This is a genomic window from Photobacterium piscicola, from assembly GCF_900166965.1.
Taxonomy (GTDB): domain Bacteria; phylum Pseudomonadota; class Gammaproteobacteria; order Enterobacterales; family Vibrionaceae; genus Photobacterium; species Photobacterium piscicola.
Genome location: NZ_FUZI01000001.1, coordinates 914407 through 933343 on the forward strand (window position 1 = coordinate 914407; position 18937 = coordinate 933343).

Here is an 18937-nt window from a genome sequence, read left to right on the forward strand (position 1 = left end):
AATTATCATTCTTTGATACCTAATAAGACAGGCACGCGTAAGAATTCTCATGTTACTATGCTAAGCCATTCTCAAGGAAGGAAGAAGAATTTGGATAACATGCTGTTTTACAAAACATACCCACATAAACAAAGTAAAGAGTGGGTCGTATTTGTCCATGGTGCGGGGGGAAGCTCTGCTATTTGGTTTAAGCAAATAAAAGCCTATAAACAGCATTTTAATTTATTGCTCTTAGATTTGCGTGGTCACGGTAAATCTAACACCATGTTTCAGGATGTGATGGACAATCGCTATACCTTCAAAATGGTGACTAAAGATATTATAAATGTGCTTAATCATCTTAAAATTGAGTCGGCTCACTTTGTTGGTATCTCATTAGGAACAATCATTATCCGCCATCTGGCTGAACTGGCGCCAGAGCGAGTACAAACAATGACATTAGGTGGCGCGGTAACACGTTTAAATACACGCTCTCAAGTGTTAATTAGCTTGGGGAACTTAAGCAAACATGTTCTGCCTTATATGTGGTTATACCGTATATTTGCTTATGTAGTGATGCCACAAAAAAACCAGCGTCAATCACGTCATTTATTTATTCGAGAAGCTAAAAAGCTTTGCCAACAAGAATTTAAACGATGGTTCAAATTGGCAACGGATGTTAACCCGATTATGAAATACTTTAAGGAAAAAGAACTCGCTATTCCGACTTTGTATTTAATGGGTGAACATGACTACATGTTTATTAAGTCTGTCAAAGAGATGATTAAACGTCATCAAAATAGTGTGTTAACCCAATTATCAAATTGCGGCCATGTGTGTAATGTTGAACAGCCAGAAGCATTTAATCATCATTCAATTGAGTTTATTCAATTGCACAGCCAACCATTACCGGCCCACTAAAATAATAAAACCCAGTGAGAATTGAATCTCACTGGGCTTAACTTATACTGTACTGAAACACGCTTTAGTTAAGTAAACCGAGCTTACATCACCACCACTTTATTTAAAAAACGCTGCAATTGAGCGGTAACAAATTGTGGTTGTTCAAGGTTACTAATATGCCCAGCCTCAGGAATCAGCACATATTCACTACCATCAATTGCGTCATGCATTAATTGTGCTTCAAGTGGTGGGCGCGGATTATCTTCTAAGCCTGACATAATTAATGTCGGAACCGTAAGTTGCTCGATATCATCAAACGTATCACGACGCCCAAACACCATGCGTCCCATCTCAGACACTGCCACCGCGCGATCCCCTTGTAGCTGTGCAAGAGAATTACGGAATTCACTCACTAACTGCGGATTATGCAAGTGACCATCACGACGGAAAAATAATGGTGCAATCATATCGATCAATGGCGCAGGAACATGTTGCTGATCGCGTAAAGTATCTAACATCGCAAAATATCTCGCGTGCAATACTTCAGGCTCATAACCTAAGAAGGTATCCATTAGTACTAATGCCGTCACTCGCGCAGGCGCTTTAAGGGCTAATTCTGCGCCCCACATCCCCCCCACGGACAAACCAATAACAGCAAATTTTTCAATCTCTAAGTGATCCAATAATGCCAACACGTTATCAGCATAATCACGCAATGTTCGTGTTGCTGATGGCGCACTGTCAGAGCCACCATGCGCCCAAAAATCTGGCACAATACAACGGTAATGTTGGCTTAATACCGCGATCTGCGGTGCCCACATTGCACTATCCCATAAATAGCTGTGACCAAAAACAAGCACTGGCCCTGTTCCTTGATCACGGTAAGTCATTTGCTGACCATCAATAGCGAATGTTTGCATTGCAGGTATCCTTTCTTGATTCACATATCGTGAATATTAATTCGTTATTTTATTATTAAGCTAAGATTATCCATCTGAATTATCACGCACATTATCATAACCGTTACGCCATTGATGTAACTCGATACTTATTTCTAATGTGGACTAATCCTTGGCGATAGAACACCCACGCGCAGAGTCCAGCGGCAATATTACCCAACATTGCGCCAGTGAACAGCCCTGACAAACCTGCGAAATGCGCACCCAACCATAATACGGGCAAATAACACACAAATAATCGTAATGCAGAAATCAATAAAGCTCGCATCGGTAATCCCATGGCATTACAAACAGAAACCATCAGCATGCAAACCCCTAATGCACCAAGACTAATAGGCACCCGCGTTAAATGGATCATCAAAATGTGTTGTACCGAACTATCACTGGTTAATAGCTGGGTTAACGACGGCGCACTTAAAAAGAGCACGATCGCGATAACCACTTGCCATATCAATACAAATCGCACCGCTATCATGATCAATTTTTCAATACTGGCAATATCTTTACGACCAAGTAAACGTCCCACCATCGGTGGCATCGACATGGTTAATGCCAAAACGATAACCAGTGAAAAGAACTCTAATCGTGATCCTAATGCCCAAGCAGCAACGGTTGCCGCACCAAAACTAGCCACTAATTTTGTTGCTAAAATGGCAGAAACAGGGGGTAACAATTGGCTTAACATTGCTGGAGCCATGATATGAACTAATTCTTTGATGGCTTTATAAACGGCCAATCCACGCCAGTCAAAACTCAACCATTGGCGTTTAAATAATAATGGAAACACCACCAGCATACCGATGCTAAACGACACAATAGTCGCCCATGCCGCACCATTAATACCCATATTAAAGGTAAACATAAACAGTGGATCTAAACCAATATTTAGCACACTGGTGATCACCATCATAATGCCGGGTAACAAGGTATTACCGTTGGCACGACAAATACTGTAGGCAAAGTACACCATCGAACCGCACCATGCACTTGTTAGCCATACGGGCCAATAGCTATCAATAACACCAAAAACATTATCAGGCGCACCAAGTAACCATAACAACTGATGTCGGCCAAACCAGATTGCCGCACACAGCGCCATGATGCCAATATCGCCAAGGATCACCACTACCCCGCCTAATTGACGCGCACGATGATGATCATTATTACCTAATACCCGTGAAATTAAGGCGGTGGTTGCAATTCCTAATCCCACTTGTAAACCAATGACTAACATTTGCATCGGTAAAGTAAAACCTTGCGCGGCTAACGGTAAAATACCAAGTTGGCCAATAAACGCACTGTCGACTAACTGAAAACTCATCAGTGATAATACGCCAAAGAGCATTGGCCATGTCATGGTAAACAATTGATGAGCTAAACTGCGGGACGCTGGAAGTGTCATTGTTTTTACATTCATAATAACAACTTAAATAAAACGTTAGTAACGAGTACAACGCATCGATTTTCGACTTGGTACTGATTACCAATAAAAAATCCCCGCCATAGCGAGGATCAAAAATAACTTTAGATGTGAATTAACGAATAACTAATTTAACAAGATCAGCCGGACGGTAATAAACAGATTTCAAAACTTTACCGGTGCGGATCAGCTTACCATTGACTTCAACATCTTGTGCACATTTAGCAATGATATAATCACCTTTGGTACTTGCCATCAATGCAACACCTTGCTCGGCGTAAAAAGCTTCAGTCTCGTCATACTGCTGCTGGCTACGGCATACTTTGCTCATGTTGCTTGAGTGGACTTCATTCCAACAATCAATGAATGTAAATCCTAAACGCTCAGACATCTGCAATAAAATATCAATCAAGTAACTGATACCAATATTATCAGTGATTTTTTTATCACCTAAATGTACTAAACGCCCCATTAATACATACACCGAATCAACAATCGCGTCAGCTTGCTCAACCAATGAATCAGCTTCAGCAAGCTCTGTCATTTCTTCAACAGCTAATGAAGTATGTAATGCATCAGCTTGAGCATCTAGGCTCGCAGGGGTTTCAATATCTAAGTCAAAGGTAGAACGAAACTCTCGAATATCGCTGTAAAGGTGATCGAAAAGGGGTTGGTCTAGCGCAGAAAGCTTCATTCGAATATCCTTGTTTCAGATTTAAGGGAAGAGATTATTTTATTACTCACAGCGCAAGGTTATGCTTAATAAAATAACACGACGGGCAAAGATACTAATCCAATCTCGCACCAGATACAAAACCAATCACCTAAAATCTGTTAGCTTGATGACAAAATAGACTTAACCATTATAGCAATGAGTTAAAACGTAACAATTGAGATATCATTATTCGTATTTAATCACTTGCGAATTAAAGGAAAGCCAATAAAATTTCAACCGTAACTCTCTATGTTGAGATAATAATATGTATGTTGGAGAAGTGATGATTGCAGGTCACCGTGGCGCGCGCGCAGTTGCCCCAGAAAACACATTAATATCCATGAAAGCCGCGGCAAATGCTGGCGCTACATGGATTGAAACGGATACCCAACTTTGCGAGGATCTCATTCCCGTTATTATTCATGATAAAAGTGTCCGTCGTTGTACCAATGGTTCCGGAAGTGTGCGTCATAAGCCACTCAGTGAGCTAAAGCAATTAGATGCAGGAAGCTGGTTTGCTGCTGAATTTGCCGATGCTACCATTCCAACATTGACAGAATTACTGCAAGCTTGTGATGATTATGGCTTAAATATCAACCTTGAAATTAAAGTCCATTATGAGGAAGAAGTTGAGCTTCAAGTTCGAAAAACCATTGAAACAATTAAAGATTATGGTTTCGATACCGATAGGCTCATTTTATCTAGTTTCTCTTATAACGCAGTAAAACACTGCTTAAAACTATGGCCTGAAGTTCGCCGAGGCTTAATCATTGAAGACTGGGTGCCAGACATCGCTCGTTTAGATGCCAAACTTAACCTATACAGCATCCACTTAGATCACCACTTACTCAATGAGAAGTTGGCAAAAGAAATTACGGATGCAGGGAAAGTACTACAAATATGGACCATGAATGATCCTCAGCAAATAGATAAATTTACCCGTTGGGGTGTTAGCACTATTATTAGTGACAACCCTGGTTTATTAATCTCAGCAGCAAAGCAATAATCATCACCTCTTAATATATTGTTCACGAGTCAATGAATAGCCAATATTGACTCGTAACAAACCTCACTTTCATTTCCTCTTATTCTTTTTACACCCCACATATTGATTTTCATCTATATTTTATACGGCAGTTTTATTACCACTAAAAGTGGAACTTTACATTTCAAAACAATATAAACAATTTATGTTTGATATCATTAAAATGTAAAAATATGTTTATAGAGAATATAAATTAAACCCCATTTATTTATAACTCTCTTTTATTACACACAATATCAGATAATTATGCCAACAACTGTCTAACGACAACTTATTTGATGCCTAGTGGAGCACATTATTCATGTCAGCTTATGACACCGTCTGTATAATGGCAGCCATTGCTGTCTTTATCTCAATTATTAACCACCGTATTGGTAAGTTTCAACCAACCATTGCCATCACTGGCTGGTCAATTGCAATATCACTGACTCTCTTAACACTCAGTAAATTAGGCTATATTCCTCATAAAGAGGAACATGAAGTCATTCAGATGATACAAGCAGTCAACTTTGATGACTTCTTACTCAAAGGCGTATTAGGCTTTCTCCTTTTCGCTGGTGCATTAAATATTCAATTGCCTCACCTTAAAGATCAAAAATTTGAAATCACGTTTTTAGCACTTATTGGCACTCTTTTCTCAACCTTCTTTATTGGGATTGTGTTATGGGCGTTATTTAAGCTTTGTACTATTGATATTGATTTTATTTATTGCTGCCTATTTGGTGCTTTAATTTCACCAACCGACCCTATTGCTGTATTAGCGATAGTTAAAAAGCTTAATGCTCCTCAACGTATTTCAACTCAAATAGAAGGCGAATCGCTGTTTAATGACGGTGTTGGCTTGGTTATTTTTGTTACCTTATTTGAAATTGCATTCAGCAAAACAGCGCCAACAGTCGCTAGTACTGCGCTATTATTTGCCCGTGAAGCATTAGGGGGTATTGCATGTGGTGCGGTTATTGGAGTGGTGTTCCACTTCTTAATTAAAAGCTCACATGACAATATGTTCCGCTTAATTTTAACGATTCTAATTCCAACATTTGGGTATGTCGTTAGTGAACATATTGAGGTCTCTGCACCATTGGCGATGGTGGTTGCGGGTATTATTATTGGTAACTGGACTCGTAATTCAATCTCAGAAGAAGCTGCGCATCAAATATCACATTTATGGGAACTCGCTGATGAGATCTTAAATGCGGTCTTATTCTTATTAATTGGCTTAATGATGATCACGTTCACCTTCCATGCCATTGATATCGTAGCAGTAGTGATTGCAATTCCATTAGTACTACTGAGCCGTTACCTCAGCGTAAAATATTCTTATAAAATCTTTAACCGTTACCGTACCTATAACCCATTATCGATTAAAATTCTAACATGGGGTGGATTACGTGGCGGTCTAGCGCTTGCGATGGCAATGGCGATTCCAAGCGGCATTCCAATTGGTTTTAGCCCAGACATTGATGTAAAAGAAATCGTGGTGTTAATGACTTATGCTGTAGTTATTTTCTCTATTATTGTGCAAGGTTCAACAATTACACCAATGATTTACAAAGCGAAAGCAGAACAAGAGAAAATGGATCACACACCAGCAAATTCTGCATCAGCAGTGAACATTTCAAATACCACAACAGAAACTAATACAACTAACAGCTAACCAGACGCGATTGTAAGCTCAATTTAATAGCCACTGTTGATCACGGTGGCTATTTTTTATGTTGTTATTTTTATTCAACAAATACGTAACAAAAATATTGACCATCGCTAAATTAGTCATATGATAATAATTACCTATTGATAAATAGTTATGACGCTTATGAGCAAGGATTGCACTCTCGTTGAATGGGCTACAAATCGTATTTGGTATTGTGATATGCCATACCGAGTAGCCGGTGCACCTATGGGTCACCGAATGACCATTATTCGATTAGATAACCATAAACTCTTTATCCATTCCCCCGTTGAAATAACAGCAGCCTTACAACAGCAACTTAGCCAACTGGGTGAGATTGCCTATGTGGTAACGCCTAATAAAAACCACAATATTTATCTCTCTGATTGGTGGTTAACTTATCCTCAAGCGTATTTTTATGCTCCTCCGGGGCTAGTATATAAGCGAAGCGATCTTACTTTTGATGGTGCGCTTAGTAGTCACACCCCCTCCCTCTGGCAAGGACAATTACTACAAACGGTAATCAGAGGCAGTGACAGCATGGAAGAAATTGCTTTTTGTGATCCACAATCAAAAACCCTGATTGTCGGTGACGCATTAGCATGGATGGTCGACAGTCATCACCCTCTCACCTTTGCTCTTGCTGTAATTAATGGTTGTTATTTTCATCCAGCAATGCCTTGGTATTGGCGGATCACCTTTCGCAATCACACCCAATTACGCCAATCAATTCAAGAAATCCTAACATGGCCTTTTGATCGTATTATTTTGTCTCATGGGCGGGTGATAGATAACAATGCAAAAGCTTATTTTTCCGCCGCATTTCAGTGGGTAATACCGCATAAATTAAACATCACACCAGTTCAATAAATAGAAACACGCATATTTATCGGCTATTTAAATGTATAAGCATTAATTTATGTGCAAGATCAATATTGCTCTTATTTTGAAGGCGCATAGTAATAAAATAACGGTGGAAACACGCTCTTATTTATTCTTTATGCAATAACAAACCGTCGAGGTTAGGAGTTAATTAATGAACCTTTTTAAACTTTACTCTCGAGATATTCTTGGTCTTGGTGTCGTTGGCTTTTTTATATTAAGTATTCTCGGTGTTATTTTTGGGACAATTGCATTCTTCAACTATGCCAGTGGTAACACAGCATTAGCTGCGTCAAATGTGCATTTAGCGTTATCACACATTATCTTTGTTATTCCCGCACTGATCATCGGTCACTATATCAACCGCCCAGCTTGGGTTGCAGAGGTAGATAAAATTAAATTTGCACGCGAAATACAATGATCACACACAAAAATAACCCTGCTTCATCGTATTATTTATTGTTGATCTGCAAATCTCTCACGTAACATCGTCACCATTGCGCGCGTTTTTTCTGGTAAAAAACGCCGTGATGGGTACACCACTGTCATCATGATATCGGAGTAATTAACATCCGTTAGCACTTGCACTAACTTTCCCTGCTGTAAAGACTCTTGCATTAAAATGTTAGGTAACAACGCGATTCCCTGCCCTAAAATAGCCATCTGCTGAATCATATTAATATCTTCAGACATTAACCGTAACCGTGTTCCCTCTTGCAGCAACGTTGAATTATAACGGCTCGCTAATAGCCAATGCTGTTGCAGCTCAGCCGTTGATTTAGGCTCCGTATGCTTTTTTAAATAATCAGGTGATGCAAATAAACCATTACTAGAGGTCAAAAAGGCTTGCTGTACATAATCTAAATTAATAATTTCAGCCATATTCGGCAACAGTTGAAGATCAATATTTTCTCTTTCTAAATCAACACTTTTCTGCAAATATAATAACTCTATCCGCACCAATGGAAACTGACTAGCATAATTATCTAGCACTTCAGCAAACATCGATGATGCAATAAAAGATGATGTAGCCGCTAAGCGTAGAACCCCTTGCAAACTGTTTTGCTGGCTTTCAAGTAAATTAACAGCATGGTTCACTTCCGTTAATGGTTGATTGATATGTTGATACAATAAGCGCCCATTTTCGGTTAATTCTATGTGGCGGGTAGTACGAATTAATAACTGACAATGCAGCGCTTTTTCTAATTCTTGTAAGCGCCGGCTAATTTTTGAACGTTGTAATCCATGCGCTGTTGCCGCAGCACTGATTCCACCATGACGTACCGTTAACATGAACAAATACAAGTCATCCATTGATGCTTTCATTATGCGTTCCCACATTGTCCTATATTTAGCTCATAAGTGTGACATTTGTCGCAGTATTCTAGCAAGTTAATTTTTCTTATACTGATCAGCTTGATTGTGATCACTGGAATATCTCATGCCTAATTCTCATACTACTTTTCAACATTGGATGCGGTGTCTAATTGTTATTTTTATTTTATTTATGGCCTATATTGTTATTGCAGATAGGTATGTACCGTTAACCAGTGAAAGTCGTGTGCAAGGTTATGTAGTACAAATTGCACCTGAGGTTTCAGGCACAATCACACAAGTAAATATTAAGAATAATCAGGCCGTTGTTAAAGGTGAATTATTGTTTAGTATAGATGATCAAAAATACCTTTTAGCGGTAGATCAAGCGCAAGTTGCTTTAGAGCAAGCACATCAACAAGAGCAAGCTCTGTATGCTCAAGCCAGTGTTGCTAAAGCCAATATTGCCACCAGCCAAGCAAATTATAATAATGCCCATAACGACTTTAACCGCATAAACAAATTAGCGAAAAAGAAACTGGTTTCAGCGTCAATGCGTGATAATGCTTATGCTAAAAACCAAACAACCCAAGCAAATTTAGCCGCAGCAAAGCAACAAGCTGTTGTCATACAAACTCAATTGGGCGCTAAACACGGCCAAAGTACTATTGTACTCGCGGCTGAAAATGCCCTTGCACAAGCTAAACTTAATTTAGCCCATACAAAGGTTATTGCACCCAGCAATGGCGTAATCACCAACCTGCAAGTTGATGTTGGTACGATGGCAAACACTAACCAACCTATGCTGACCTTTATTCCAACCGATTCAATGTGGGTTGCGGCAGATTTTAGAGAAAAATCAATAGCTAACTTTCATTCCAAGTCAATGGCTTATGTCGCTTATGATGCTTTGCCTGGCCAAGTATTCCCGCTCACTATTAATAATCGTGACTTTGGTGTTGCCGCGGCACAACAAGTCGCCAATGGACACCTAACAAGTATTGAAACCAGTAACCGTTGGGTACGAGATGCGCAGCGAGTACGAGTCAATTTCATCAGCCAACAGCCCTTACCACCGCAATTATTCGTAGGTTCACGTGCGACTGTTGTTGTCTATCCGCAAAACAATCCGGTATGGCAATTATTAGCAAAAATAGAAATCCATTTAGCCAGTGTGCTGCATTATATTTACTAACCCCAACAATAAGTTAAAGCGATTAATTATTAATTTTCGGAGTCATAACTTATGAAAACAATGCGCCTTTGGTTTGGTTGTGTCGTGGGCTTAGCAATCAGTATGATCTTTGGGTGGTCGTACGGTTTTTTTATTGCCTTATTACCCATTAATATCATGATGAATTCAGATAGTTGGCATTGGGATAGCTATGTCCAATTAGTGATTGGTGTGGTGTGGGTGACGCTTGAAGTCAGTTTTATTCATGGTTTTTTTCAGTCATCACCACTGCTATTAACCATTGTCGTCGGCATATTCTTCCTTGAAAAATGTGTTGCGATGAGTAACAAGAATAGCTATTTGTTTGGCTTTATTGGACTACTTGTTGGCTCAATAGCGCTTAACTTTGCCAGCTACAGTAGTTTTGATTTAGAAGACTTTTCAATAACGTTATGGTGTAGTGCGATTGCAACGGTACCAGTCTGTGCGCTGGCTTATTACTTTTTTCCAGAACCCACAACTGAAACAACAATAGATGCCGTAAGTGACACCACCAATAATGTTCAACGTTACGATCATATCGGCATGATAAGACAAACCGCACTAGGCTGGATCATCGCTATGCTTGCATTTTTGGTGTTTCAATTTGGCGATCTGAATGATTCATTATCGGCGCAAGCATCTATATTGATCGTACTTTCACCGATGACATTAATTGGCTCACTGGCGGCATCAAAAATACGCATTATAGGAACATTTCTAGGGTGTTTAGCGGGGTTATGTATCCAAATAGGACTCTATTCATGGGCTGATAATGGAGTGTTATTTATTATGGCTTACGCGATTGCAGCAGGATTTTTTTGCTCTTGGCTTGCCCTTGGCACCATCAAATCTAGCATTGCTTTTTCGGCTATGTCGGCATTAACGGTTCCCTTAACGACATCACTGATTCCCGATCAAAAAGATGCCGTATTTGCTATTTTCTATCGCTTTAGTTCTATTTTGGTTGCCGTCATTTTAACCTCAATGGCTATTTGGATTATTCACCATTTTCTAGTACGAGTGATCAAATCACCCAATGAACATTTTAGTCACGGCTAAGATTTTGTTGGCACAACCATAACTTGATATTGGCTCTTTTTATAGCTGAAGTGGATTATAAATTGGATCATAACGTTAACGTTCTGGGTAATTCAAATTGCGAGGGGTGAAATCAGCTCTCACTTTGGGGCATTTTTTAGTTAGCCATTCTGACTAACTAAAAAGTGGACAGAACTGAATTACGTTTTTTATCCGATATCTACCTTTCGAATAACTTTAAGTATCCCAAAACCACAATTAGCCGCCCAACTATGGCAATTACCCCCCAAAATCTGCCAGTTGCTCATTTCCTGAGATGATCTTCTTTATATTGGATTCGTACATATTTCCTCTAGGTGACGTAACACCCAGTCAAGGGGTGAGCAACGCTATACCGAAGCCAGCGCACTCCGCCTTAACCAATAAATTCCACGCATAGTAAAAATGCCACGCGTTTAGAATCACTCTTAAAAAAGTTTATTAGCCATCTACTTAGATGCTTTCAATTTGTCTATTGCTACTAAGATTCTTTTTACCGCATCTATGGCTTTTTGAGGTTCATTACACTCACTAGCCAAAATCCTTTCAACATGTACACCTTCATGCTGCAAAGTCCTTACTCTTGCTTGTGCTTCTGCGGGCGTTTCCTGGTGTACGGTATCACCGTCGATTTCAACAACCATCGTAATTCCATTATGGACTATTACAAAGTCAGGCTCGATTCGGCTATACACTTGCCCACCGCGAATAAAAACAGGCAATGGTGAAAAAGATACACCTTCTGACTTTAGTGCCCTGTAAAAATGAATTTCTGGTTGTGACCTAAACAACAAACCATCAGTCGTTAGAGGTGCTACATTATCTGAACGCACACGACCTTGGTTTGTAATTTTGCTACCTGATAGCCAAGCTGACGCTTTATCACGCCATTGAGGGTCTTCTAGGACAGCTGGTATAATTTTTACATTCGACAATATGTCATTTTCAAAATTTGACAAGAACACACCCGCATTCTGTAAAATTGTATTCTCAATTTCTGCCAAATCTGATTCTAATTGTGGATACAAATTAATTGGAACATGTAGATACAAAGTGTACTGAGTTATTCCACCGTTCCAGTTATCATAAAGAGTCTCTTTGACTTCCGGAGATGAATACGTCAATACAGCAACTTCTCGAGCTGCACCCTTTGCAGCAAACAATCTAGCTAATGTTCCCAGAATCGATTCTGGATCTGCAAAAAAACGTGTTTGCATAAATTCTCCAACAAATGGCTAAAAGTGTATTAACGCATTGTTTCTACACTACTTAACAACTAAATATTTAGGCGGCTATACTTTTGCTGTGCATGCGGTGTCATTACCGCAGTATCGTTTGTTACTTTTGAAGGCTGTAAGCTAAGAGTAAGATAAAAGGTATAATTAAAACTAATCCAAAATCACGTTAATACGATATGAATGAGTATTAGGTCTAACTAATAAAGGGGCATAAATGAGTTAGCCAAGTAGCTAACTCATTTGTGATCACCAAGCGATTCTGTCGTACCTTAATTACCAAGCGACTTTAAAGCCCAAAATTGATCAAACTTTTTTGTATCTTGACAATTTTTATTGTGGTCGATCAGACTATCTTGTTAGCCGACAGCTAACCGAGAATATTGAGATAGTGGCGAGAGTCAGCGCGGTGATTAAAGGCCAGATAAAACAAAACCGCCATGCTCGGCGGTTTTATTAGCGATAGCACGACGGTTATTAATCAATGAAGGTTTCAAAAGGTAAATTGAAATACTCACTGAAACCTTTTGCTTGAGCTAAATAAATAGTTCTTTTGCCATTTAAAATATCGCTGATCACGCTTTGAGGCGCGATATGTTTTAAATCAGATTGTTTAAGCACCATAATGAAATTTAATGTACCACTACAAATAGACTCTTTAAACGCAAAAAGCCTCCACTGCGGGAGGCTTGGTATGATGCTAATACTGACTATTACTTACAGAATACGCGGGCTTGACGTGGTGTATAAATACCAAATGTAACGACACTCAATAGACCGTTAACAAACGTTTGTTGCACTTCAACTTTAGCCACGTTATCAGCACCACCACATAGCTTCGCAGCATCAACAGTTTTATGTTGACCAATACCTGAAACGAAAAATGGTTGTGATTTATTTAATTCAGCTGTTTTTGTTTGTGGTGCAGGTGACATAATAAATGTTTGGCGTGCACAACCTGTCATAACCGTCGCTGCAATTACTGTTGCTAAAATTACTTTTTTCATTAAGTTAACTCTAAAATGGATAAATAAAAGTGATATTCATTTAATCACATAAACAACAGTTAACATATTCTTTTGGAGTATAATTGTAATATAAATTCACACGCTTAATTCTCGCGGTTACATTTTAACCATAAGTGGATAATAAATATATAAATCATAGCGTTATTTATAAGATGTTAAGCTAAATCATCTTTAGTAACACTCACACCTTTTATCTGAGCAAACACCTGATCACCGACTTTTAGTGCTAATTCATCCGCTGCCCATGCGGTAATATTGGCCCATAAATGGGTTTCACCAATACGTAATTTAACTTCCACACGTTCATCATTAGCGTAATGAATCTTATCAACCCTTGCCGCAAGAATATTACGAATACTGCTCGCTTGAGGATAATGACGCGCAATTGAAACATCATTAGAAAATATACGTACCCGCACCCACTCCCCTCGTTGATGTGGCAACTGTGTCACCCATAATGAGGCATCGTGGCTCAACATTACTTGTGTTAAGGCATAACGAGGATGGTTAATATTTACTCGCGCACTTAATAGTGAACTCTGCTCTTTTGCAGGTAACCACGGTCGCATTTCAGGAGAACTCCACACAGAATTCACATGCCCTGAAATCAGTACCTTGCCTTGGTTTAACATCACCATTGAATCCGCTAAGCGTAGAATCTCATCTAAACTGTGGGTCACATAAATAATCGGTGTATTGACCTCTTTAGCTAACTTCTCCAAATAAGGCATCAGTTCTTGTTTACGTGGCATGTCTAATGAAGCTAAAGGCTCATCCATTAATAACATATCGGGTTTAGTCAATAATGCTCGCCCAATGGCTACCCGTTGCTTTTCACCACCAGATAACGAAGCCGGATAACGTGATAATAACGGTGCAATACCTAATAAATTAACCACATCATCAAAATGTTGTTGATCGGTATGTTTAACGCCGTAATTCAAATTACCTTTTACCGTATAATGTGGAAACAAACGCGCATCTTGAAATACATAACCAATATTACGTTTATCAGCACTTAACGCTATACCTTGCTGGCTATTGAATAATACACGATCACCAAGCTGAATATAGCCATTATCTGGATGACTTAATCCACTCAGCACATTTACTAAAGATGTTTTTCCTGCACCTGAGCGTCCAAAAATGGCCGTGATCCCTTGCATCGGCACATTAAGATCAATGGCTAACGCAAGATCACCTAATTGTTGGGTAAAGCACATTTTTAATCTTTTTTGCGCTGTTTTCGTACTCATTACGCAGCCCCTAATCGTTTTCTTGCCACGCGGGTTAACCATTCAGAAGCAAACAATGATAATAATGCAATCACAATAGCGACAATACATAAGCGTGCCGCTTCACTTTCAGCACCGGGGGTTTCAATAAAGGAGTACATCGCCAAAGGAATGGTTTGAGTTTGACCCGGAATATTTGACACAAAAGTGATCGTCGCGCCAAACTCACCTAATGCACGCGCAAAGGCTAGAATTGTCCCCGTCAAAATACCAGGGATCATTAATGGTAAGGTGATGGTCATAAACACACGAGTAGAAGATGCACCTAGCGTGCGAGCCGCTTGTTCTAACTTCTTATCAACACCTTCTAAAGCTAATCGAATTGAGCGTACCATTAAAGGAAACGACACCACCGCAACAGCTAACGCAGCACCGCGCCAACTAAAACTGAACGTAAACCCAAACCAATCATACAGCCACTTGCCCACCATGCCTTGGCGACCCATAGTGATCAATAATAGGTAACCGATCACCACAGGTGGTAGCACTAACGGTAAATGAATCAGTCCATCGAGTAATGATTTACCCCAAAACTGGCGGCGTGCCAATAACCAGGCACAGCCAATCCCTAATGGTAAACTGAAAATTACCGCGACACTGGCAATTTTCAAACTTAAAAATAACGCTTCTAATTCATATTCAGTGAGCACTACCAACAATCCTGTAAAAACTTTTATTCGTTATAGCAATAGCATAGGTAATCATTTACCGTCAGTCAGCAATGATTTGATTTCTGTGCTTTATTCGCTGTATTTTTAAACACAATCAAAGGTAAAACATAAAAGGTACTAAGCTTTCACTCAGTACCTTATCGTTAACCTATTACTATTATGCGTTTAATCGATCACGCTATTTTTTTGTAACCTGATCAAAGCCATAAGATTTGAAAATTGCTGCGGCTTGAGGCTGTTGTAAATACTGGTAAAAACCTTTAGCTGCTGGTGTCACATTGCCTTTCACTAGCGCCATTGGATATACAATCGGTTTATGTGAATCAGCGGGGAATTGATACACTGTTTTTACTTTTTTAGAAATTTCAGCATCTGTTTTATAGACAATGCCCAATTGAGCTTCCCCACGTTCAACTAACACCAGCGCTGAACGCACATTATTGGCACTGGCTAACAGTGGTTGTGCTTGTTTCCATAAACCTAAAAACTCTAATGCTTGTTTTGCATAAATACCGGCAGGCACATAGTTAGGATCACCAACCGCTAAACGGGTGCCATCTAATGCCTTGGTTAAATTCCAGCTCGCGCTAACATTCACTTTATTTTGTGGGTATGCCAAAGGAGCAACCATCACTAAGCTATTTTTAACGATATCTTTACGGGTATTGGCCGCTATAGCCCCCTGCTGCTCGGCATAATCCATCCATTTTTCATTCGCAGATAAATAAATATTAGCAGGTGCACCTTGGCTAACTTGGCGTGCTAAAGTTGATGATGAAGCAAATGATAATGTGGTTTCAACACCTGTTTGCTGTTGATATTTTGCCGCAATGGCATTTAACGCATTGGTTAATGATGATGCAGCAAAAACAGTAACATTATCAGCAGCGAAAGCGGGTTGTGCAAAAAGAGATAATACAGCAGCAGTAATAACCGCAGATTTAAGTGACATAACAACCTCCATAATATTTCGATGTATAGTAATGTACATATCGATATTTACCAAGCATAAATTTTAATTCCTAGAGCCAATACTTCCCTTTTCCCTGATTCAAACTTATGTCATGTAAAGCTTAAAAATTCACAAAACAGCAAAAAGCAATCGATTACCAATCTGATAATTGAGCATTTTTACACCCTTTATTTAAAAATTCAGGTTTTCAATACGATCTTCGTCACAAATAAAAGTAATGCATAAAATAGTTATTTTCATTCATTTATTGCTCTGTATTATCAGCAAAAATCCATCGTTACGGTAATACATAATGTTTAAGAAGACTTTACTTGCTGTTTCTTTAGCTGCAACTTCGCTTATTAGCCCATCTGCTTATGCCATCGAAAATGTCGACTTGTTAATAACAAATGCGACAGTCCTCACCATGGATCAAGATAAAACCGTCTTTGATAATGGTTTGGTCGCAGTAAAAGGCAATAAGATTTATGCCGTTACTGATGGTACAAACATAAAAGAATACCAAGCAACTAAAACTATTGATGCTGATGGTGACATTGTTATGCCTGGCCTAATTAACTCCCATACTCACGCCTCAATGACCGTTTTCCGTTCAATGGCTGATGATGTGCCCGATCGATTACACCGTTATATCTTCCCATTAGAAAAAAAATTAGTTTCACGAGATATGGTGCGTATTGGCGCACAACTGGGTAATGTCGAAATGCTAAAAGGCGGCGTGACCACTTACGCTGACATGTATTACTTTGAAGATGAAGTGGCTAAAACCGTTGATCAGATAGGTATGCGTGCCATCTTGGGTGAAACCATTATTCAATTCCCGGTGGCGAGTGCTAAAACACCGGAAGATGGTATTAAATACACGCTCAACTTTATTGAACAATATAAAGATCACCCGCGTATTACACCAGCATTTGCACCACATGGCCCTTATACAAACTCGACTGAAACGCTGCAAACCATTGCCAAGCTATCGTTAAAACATGATGTGCCCGTAATGATGCACCTTGCAGAGTCTGATCGTGAGCGTGAAGTGATTGCTAAGCGTTCTGGCGGCTTATCCCCAATTAAATACATGGAATCGATTGGCGCACTTAATTCAAACTTCTTAGCCGCGCACGTCATTGATGCTAATGATGAAGATATCGCTATTTTGAAAAAGCACGATGTTGGTGTCGCCCACAACATGAGTGCCAATATCAAATCAGCCAAAGGCGTCGCACCTGCATTGAAGATGTTTAACGATGGGTTACGTATTGGTTTAGGCACAGACGGCCCAATGTCAGGCAATACATTAAGTACGATTGATGAATTTAACCAAGTAGCGAAAGTTCACAAATTAGTCAATAAAGATCGCGCGGCAATGCCTCCAATCAATGTGATTGAAATGGCCACCATTGGCGCGGCACGTGCATTACACATGGAAGATAAAATTGGTTCTTTAGAAGTGGGAAAACTGGCTGATATTATCGTGATTGATACCAAAGCACCCAACATGATCCCGGTTTATAATCCATACTCTGCGTTAGTGTATTCAGCGTATGCTACCAATGTTAAGCACTCAGTGGTTGACGGTAAATTGCTTATGGAAGATCGTAACATTCTGACGGTGAATGAAAAAACCGTGCGTGATGAAGCATTGAAATTTGCTGATGTAGTACGTAAAACCGTGGTTGAGAGCGGCGAAATAGTACAATAACACGCAAAAAAATGAGTTATGAGAAAAGAGTGTCGTGCACTCTTTTCTCTACTTTATGCTTAGTTCTTAGCACATAAATCACATAGCACTAATTACTCAGGTGCTATACGCGCAACACCTCTAATGGTTGGCTGCACGACGGCAATCATTTTACGCATTTTTTCATATTGAATATCTTCAATCACAAAGCCTGCATCAATGATTGACTGCTCTGTATTTCGGTTAAGATGGCAATTATCTGCAACTCGACGCCAAATAAAATTAAGTCGTTGTTGCCAATGATAACAACGAGAATTTGGCTCGGCGGCAACATGTTCTAAAAAAATGAAACGCCCTGTCGGTTTGAGTACCCGTTTAATTTCTTGTAATGATGCAGCCACATCTTTAACCGAACAACACACTAATGACACAAAAACATAATCAAAAAAGTCATCATCACTATCAATATTTTCAGTTGAACAAGATAAAACAGTCGCTTTAATATTCGATTGTGAATGTAATTTTTGCTCTAATTGCATTCGCATATGTTGATCTGGTTCAGATAAATAAAGCGCTAATGACGATTTTTGTGGATAAAGGCCTAAACTCGCTCCAGTTCCAGCACCTATTTCTAATACATTACCATCTACATTTTCAAGCAACGTTCGACGCCATTCCACCAAACAAGCTTCTTCGGTATATTTCATTACATTGTCATAAAATAAAGCAGTAAAGAAAGACATTACAACGCTCCAAAGTGATAAGTGGCTACCTTAACACTTTAAAAAGTGACAAACAGAGTTTTTAACTAATCTTTATTGTTAACAATAAAATATAACAACAAAGGAGTAAAAACTTGCCAACGATTCACCACA

18 protein-coding genes are annotated in these 18937 nt (G+C 39.3%); 8 read left to right on the forward strand and 10 right to left on the reverse strand.

What is annotated here, in order from left to right; translation table 11 throughout:
* Positions 1–99: 99 nt before the first annotated feature.
* The gene (locus tag CZ809_RS04270; protein WP_080156563.1) at positions 100–900 is read left to right on the forward strand and encodes an alpha/beta fold hydrolase; all 801 of its coding nucleotides are present in this window, start codon (positions 100–102) and stop codon (positions 898–900) included.
* Positions 901–983: 83 nt separating this feature from the next.
* On the opposite strand, the gene CZ809_RS04275 is transcribed toward CZ809_RS04270, so the two are convergent.
* From CZ809_RS04275 to CZ809_RS04285, 3 genes are all read right to left on the reverse strand, one after another.
* Positions 984–1802, reverse strand: a complete 819-nt coding sequence (locus CZ809_RS04275) for an alpha/beta fold hydrolase (RefSeq protein WP_080156170.1) — start codon at positions 1800–1802, stop codon at positions 984–986.
* A 103-nt stretch (positions 1803–1905) separates the two neighbouring features.
* Positions 1906–3243 (reverse strand): MATE family efflux transporter, encoded by a 1338-nt coding sequence (locus CZ809_RS04280; protein WP_080156564.1) that lies wholly within the window; start codon positions 3241–3243, stop codon positions 1906–1908.
* 133 nt (positions 3244–3376) lie between these two features.
* Positions 3377–3955: a nucleoside triphosphate pyrophosphohydrolase family protein gene (locus CZ809_RS04285; protein ID WP_080156171.1), complete on the reverse strand. Its 579-nt coding sequence runs from the start codon at positions 3953–3955 to the stop codon at positions 3377–3379.
* A 286-nt stretch (positions 3956–4241) separates the two neighbouring features.
* Between CZ809_RS04285 and CZ809_RS04290 the strand changes: the two genes are divergently transcribed.
* The 4 genes from CZ809_RS04290 to CZ809_RS04305 all read left to right on the forward strand — a co-directional run bounded on the left by CZ809_RS04290 (position 4242) and on the right by CZ809_RS04305 (position 7996).
* Positions 4242–4982 carry a glycerophosphodiester phosphodiesterase family protein gene (locus CZ809_RS04290; protein WP_235865782.1) on the forward strand — a complete coding sequence of 247 codons (741 nt, stop codon included), beginning with the start codon at positions 4242–4244 and terminating at the stop codon, positions 4980–4982.
* A gap of 340 nt (positions 4983–5322) precedes the next feature.
* Entirely contained in the window at positions 5323–6678 is a 1356-nt protein-coding gene (locus tag CZ809_RS04295; RefSeq protein ID WP_080156173.1) for a cation:proton antiporter, read from the forward strand.
* 159 nt (positions 6679–6837) lie between these two features.
* Positions 6838–7563, forward strand: a complete 726-nt coding sequence (locus CZ809_RS04300) for a DUF4336 domain-containing protein (protein WP_080156565.1) — start codon at positions 6838–6840, stop codon at positions 7561–7563.
* 166 nt (positions 7564–7729) lie between these two features.
* On the forward strand, positions 7730–7996 hold the full coding sequence (locus CZ809_RS04305; protein ID WP_080156174.1) for a hypothetical protein: 267 nt from the start codon (positions 7730–7732) through the stop codon (positions 7994–7996).
* A 35-nt stretch (positions 7997–8031) separates the two neighbouring features.
* On the opposite strand, the gene CZ809_RS04310 is transcribed toward CZ809_RS04305, so the two are convergent.
* Positions 8032–8901: a LysR family transcriptional regulator gene (locus CZ809_RS04310; RefSeq protein WP_080156175.1), complete on the reverse strand. Its 870-nt coding sequence runs from the start codon at positions 8899–8901 to the stop codon at positions 8032–8034.
* A gap of 115 nt (positions 8902–9016) precedes the next feature.
* Between CZ809_RS04310 and CZ809_RS04315 the strand changes: the two genes are divergently transcribed.
* Both CZ809_RS04315 and CZ809_RS04320 read left to right on the forward strand, forming a co-directional pair.
* A complete protein-coding gene (locus CZ809_RS04315) occupies positions 9017–10084 on the forward strand; it encodes an HlyD family secretion protein (protein WP_080156176.1) in 1068 nt (355 codons plus the stop codon).
* A gap of 51 nt (positions 10085–10135) precedes the next feature.
* Complete coding sequence (locus tag CZ809_RS04320) at positions 10136–11164, forward strand: DUF2955 domain-containing protein (protein ID WP_080156177.1); 1029 nt, start codon at positions 10136–10138, stop codon at positions 11162–11164.
* Positions 11165–11631: 467 nt separating this feature from the next.
* Here CZ809_RS04320 and CZ809_RS04330 read toward each other — a convergent pair whose 3' ends face one another.
* From CZ809_RS04330 to modA, 5 genes are all read right to left on the reverse strand, one after another.
* Positions 11632–12399: a hypothetical protein gene (locus tag CZ809_RS04330; RefSeq protein ID WP_080156179.1), complete on the reverse strand. Its 768-nt coding sequence runs from the start codon at positions 12397–12399 to the stop codon at positions 11632–11634.
* Positions 12400–13130: 731 nt separating this feature from the next.
* On the reverse strand, positions 13131–13424 hold the full coding sequence (locus tag CZ809_RS04340) for a Bor family protein (RefSeq protein WP_080156180.1): 294 nt from the start codon (positions 13422–13424) through the stop codon (positions 13131–13133).
* 176 nt (positions 13425–13600) lie between these two features.
* The gene (gene modC / locus CZ809_RS04345; protein ID WP_080156181.1) at positions 13601–14701 is read right to left on the reverse strand and encodes a molybdenum ABC transporter ATP-binding protein ModC; all 1101 of its coding nucleotides are present in this window, start codon (positions 14699–14701) and stop codon (positions 13601–13603) included.
* On the reverse strand, positions 14701–15390 hold the full coding sequence (modB, locus tag CZ809_RS04350; protein WP_080156182.1) for a molybdate ABC transporter permease subunit: 690 nt from the start codon (positions 15388–15390) through the stop codon (positions 14701–14703). The genes modC and modB overlap by 1 nt, the downstream gene beginning before the upstream one ends.
* A 199-nt stretch (positions 15391–15589) precedes the next feature.
* Positions 15590–16363 carry a molybdate ABC transporter substrate-binding protein gene (gene modA / locus CZ809_RS04355; RefSeq protein ID WP_080156183.1) on the reverse strand — a complete coding sequence of 258 codons (774 nt, stop codon included), beginning with the start codon at positions 16361–16363 and terminating at the stop codon, positions 15590–15592.
* A 313-nt stretch (positions 16364–16676) separates the two neighbouring features.
* On the opposite strand from modA, the gene CZ809_RS04360 reads away from it, so the two are divergent.
* A complete protein-coding gene (locus CZ809_RS04360) occupies positions 16677–18083 on the forward strand; it encodes an amidohydrolase (RefSeq protein WP_080156184.1) in 1407 nt (468 codons plus the stop codon).
* A gap of 92 nt (positions 18084–18175) precedes the next feature.
* Here the strand turns inward: CZ809_RS04360 and CZ809_RS04365 are convergent, their stop codons facing one another.
* A complete protein-coding gene (locus tag CZ809_RS04365; protein ID WP_080156185.1) occupies positions 18176–18805 on the reverse strand; it encodes a class I SAM-dependent methyltransferase in 630 nt (209 codons plus the stop codon).
* Positions 18806–18937 lie beyond the last annotated feature (132 nt).

Excerpts from the sequence above, each read along its gene's own strand:
- modC (WP_080156181.1), bottom strand. The coding sequence starts at position 14,701 with ATGAGTACGAAAACAGCGCAAAAAAGATTAAAAATGTGCTTTACCCAA.
- CZ809_RS04330 (WP_080156179.1), bottom strand. The coding sequence starts at position 12,399 with ATGCAAACACGTTTTTTTGCAGATCCAGAATCGATTCTGGGAACATTA.
- CZ809_RS04290 (WP_235865782.1), top strand. The coding sequence starts at position 4,242 with ATGTATGTTGGAGAAGTGATGATTGCAGGTCACCGTGGCGCGCGCGCA.
- CZ809_RS04285 (WP_080156171.1), bottom strand. The coding sequence starts at position 3,955 with ATGAAGCTTTCTGCGCTAGACCAACCCCTTTTCGATCACCTTTACAGC.
- CZ809_RS04310 (WP_080156175.1), bottom strand. The coding sequence starts at position 8,901 with ATGAAAGCATCAATGGATGACTTGTATTTGTTCATGTTAACGGTACGT.
- modA (WP_080156183.1), bottom strand. The coding sequence starts at position 16,363 with ATGTCACTTAAATCTGCGGTTATTACTGCTGCTGTATTATCTCTTTTT.
- CZ809_RS04305 (WP_080156174.1), top strand. The coding sequence starts at position 7,730 with ATGAACCTTTTTAAACTTTACTCTCGAGATATTCTTGGTCTTGGTGTC.
- CZ809_RS04315 (WP_080156176.1), top strand. The coding sequence starts at position 9,017 with ATGCCTAATTCTCATACTACTTTTCAACATTGGATGCGGTGTCTAATT.
- CZ809_RS04365 (WP_080156185.1), bottom strand. The coding sequence starts at position 18,805 with ATGTCTTTCTTTACTGCTTTATTTTATGACAATGTAATGAAATATACC.
- CZ809_RS04360 (WP_080156184.1), top strand. The coding sequence starts at position 16,677 with ATGTTTAAGAAGACTTTACTTGCTGTTTCTTTAGCTGCAACTTCGCTT.
- CZ809_RS04275 (WP_080156170.1), bottom strand. The coding sequence starts at position 1,802 with ATGCAAACATTCGCTATTGATGGTCAGCAAATGACTTACCGTGATCAA.
- CZ809_RS04300 (WP_080156565.1), top strand. The coding sequence starts at position 6,838 with ATGAGCAAGGATTGCACTCTCGTTGAATGGGCTACAAATCGTATTTGG.
- CZ809_RS04340 (WP_080156180.1), bottom strand. The coding sequence starts at position 13,424 with ATGAAAAAAGTAATTTTAGCAACAGTAATTGCAGCGACGGTTATGACA.
- CZ809_RS04320 (WP_080156177.1), top strand. The coding sequence starts at position 10,136 with ATGAAAACAATGCGCCTTTGGTTTGGTTGTGTCGTGGGCTTAGCAATC.
- CZ809_RS04270 (WP_080156563.1), top strand. The coding sequence starts at position 100 with ATGCTGTTTTACAAAACATACCCACATAAACAAAGTAAAGAGTGGGTC.
- CZ809_RS04280 (WP_080156564.1), bottom strand. The coding sequence starts at position 3,243 with ATGACACTTCCAGCGTCCCGCAGTTTAGCTCATCAATTGTTTACCATG.
- CZ809_RS04295 (WP_080156173.1), top strand. The coding sequence starts at position 5,323 with ATGTCAGCTTATGACACCGTCTGTATAATGGCAGCCATTGCTGTCTTT.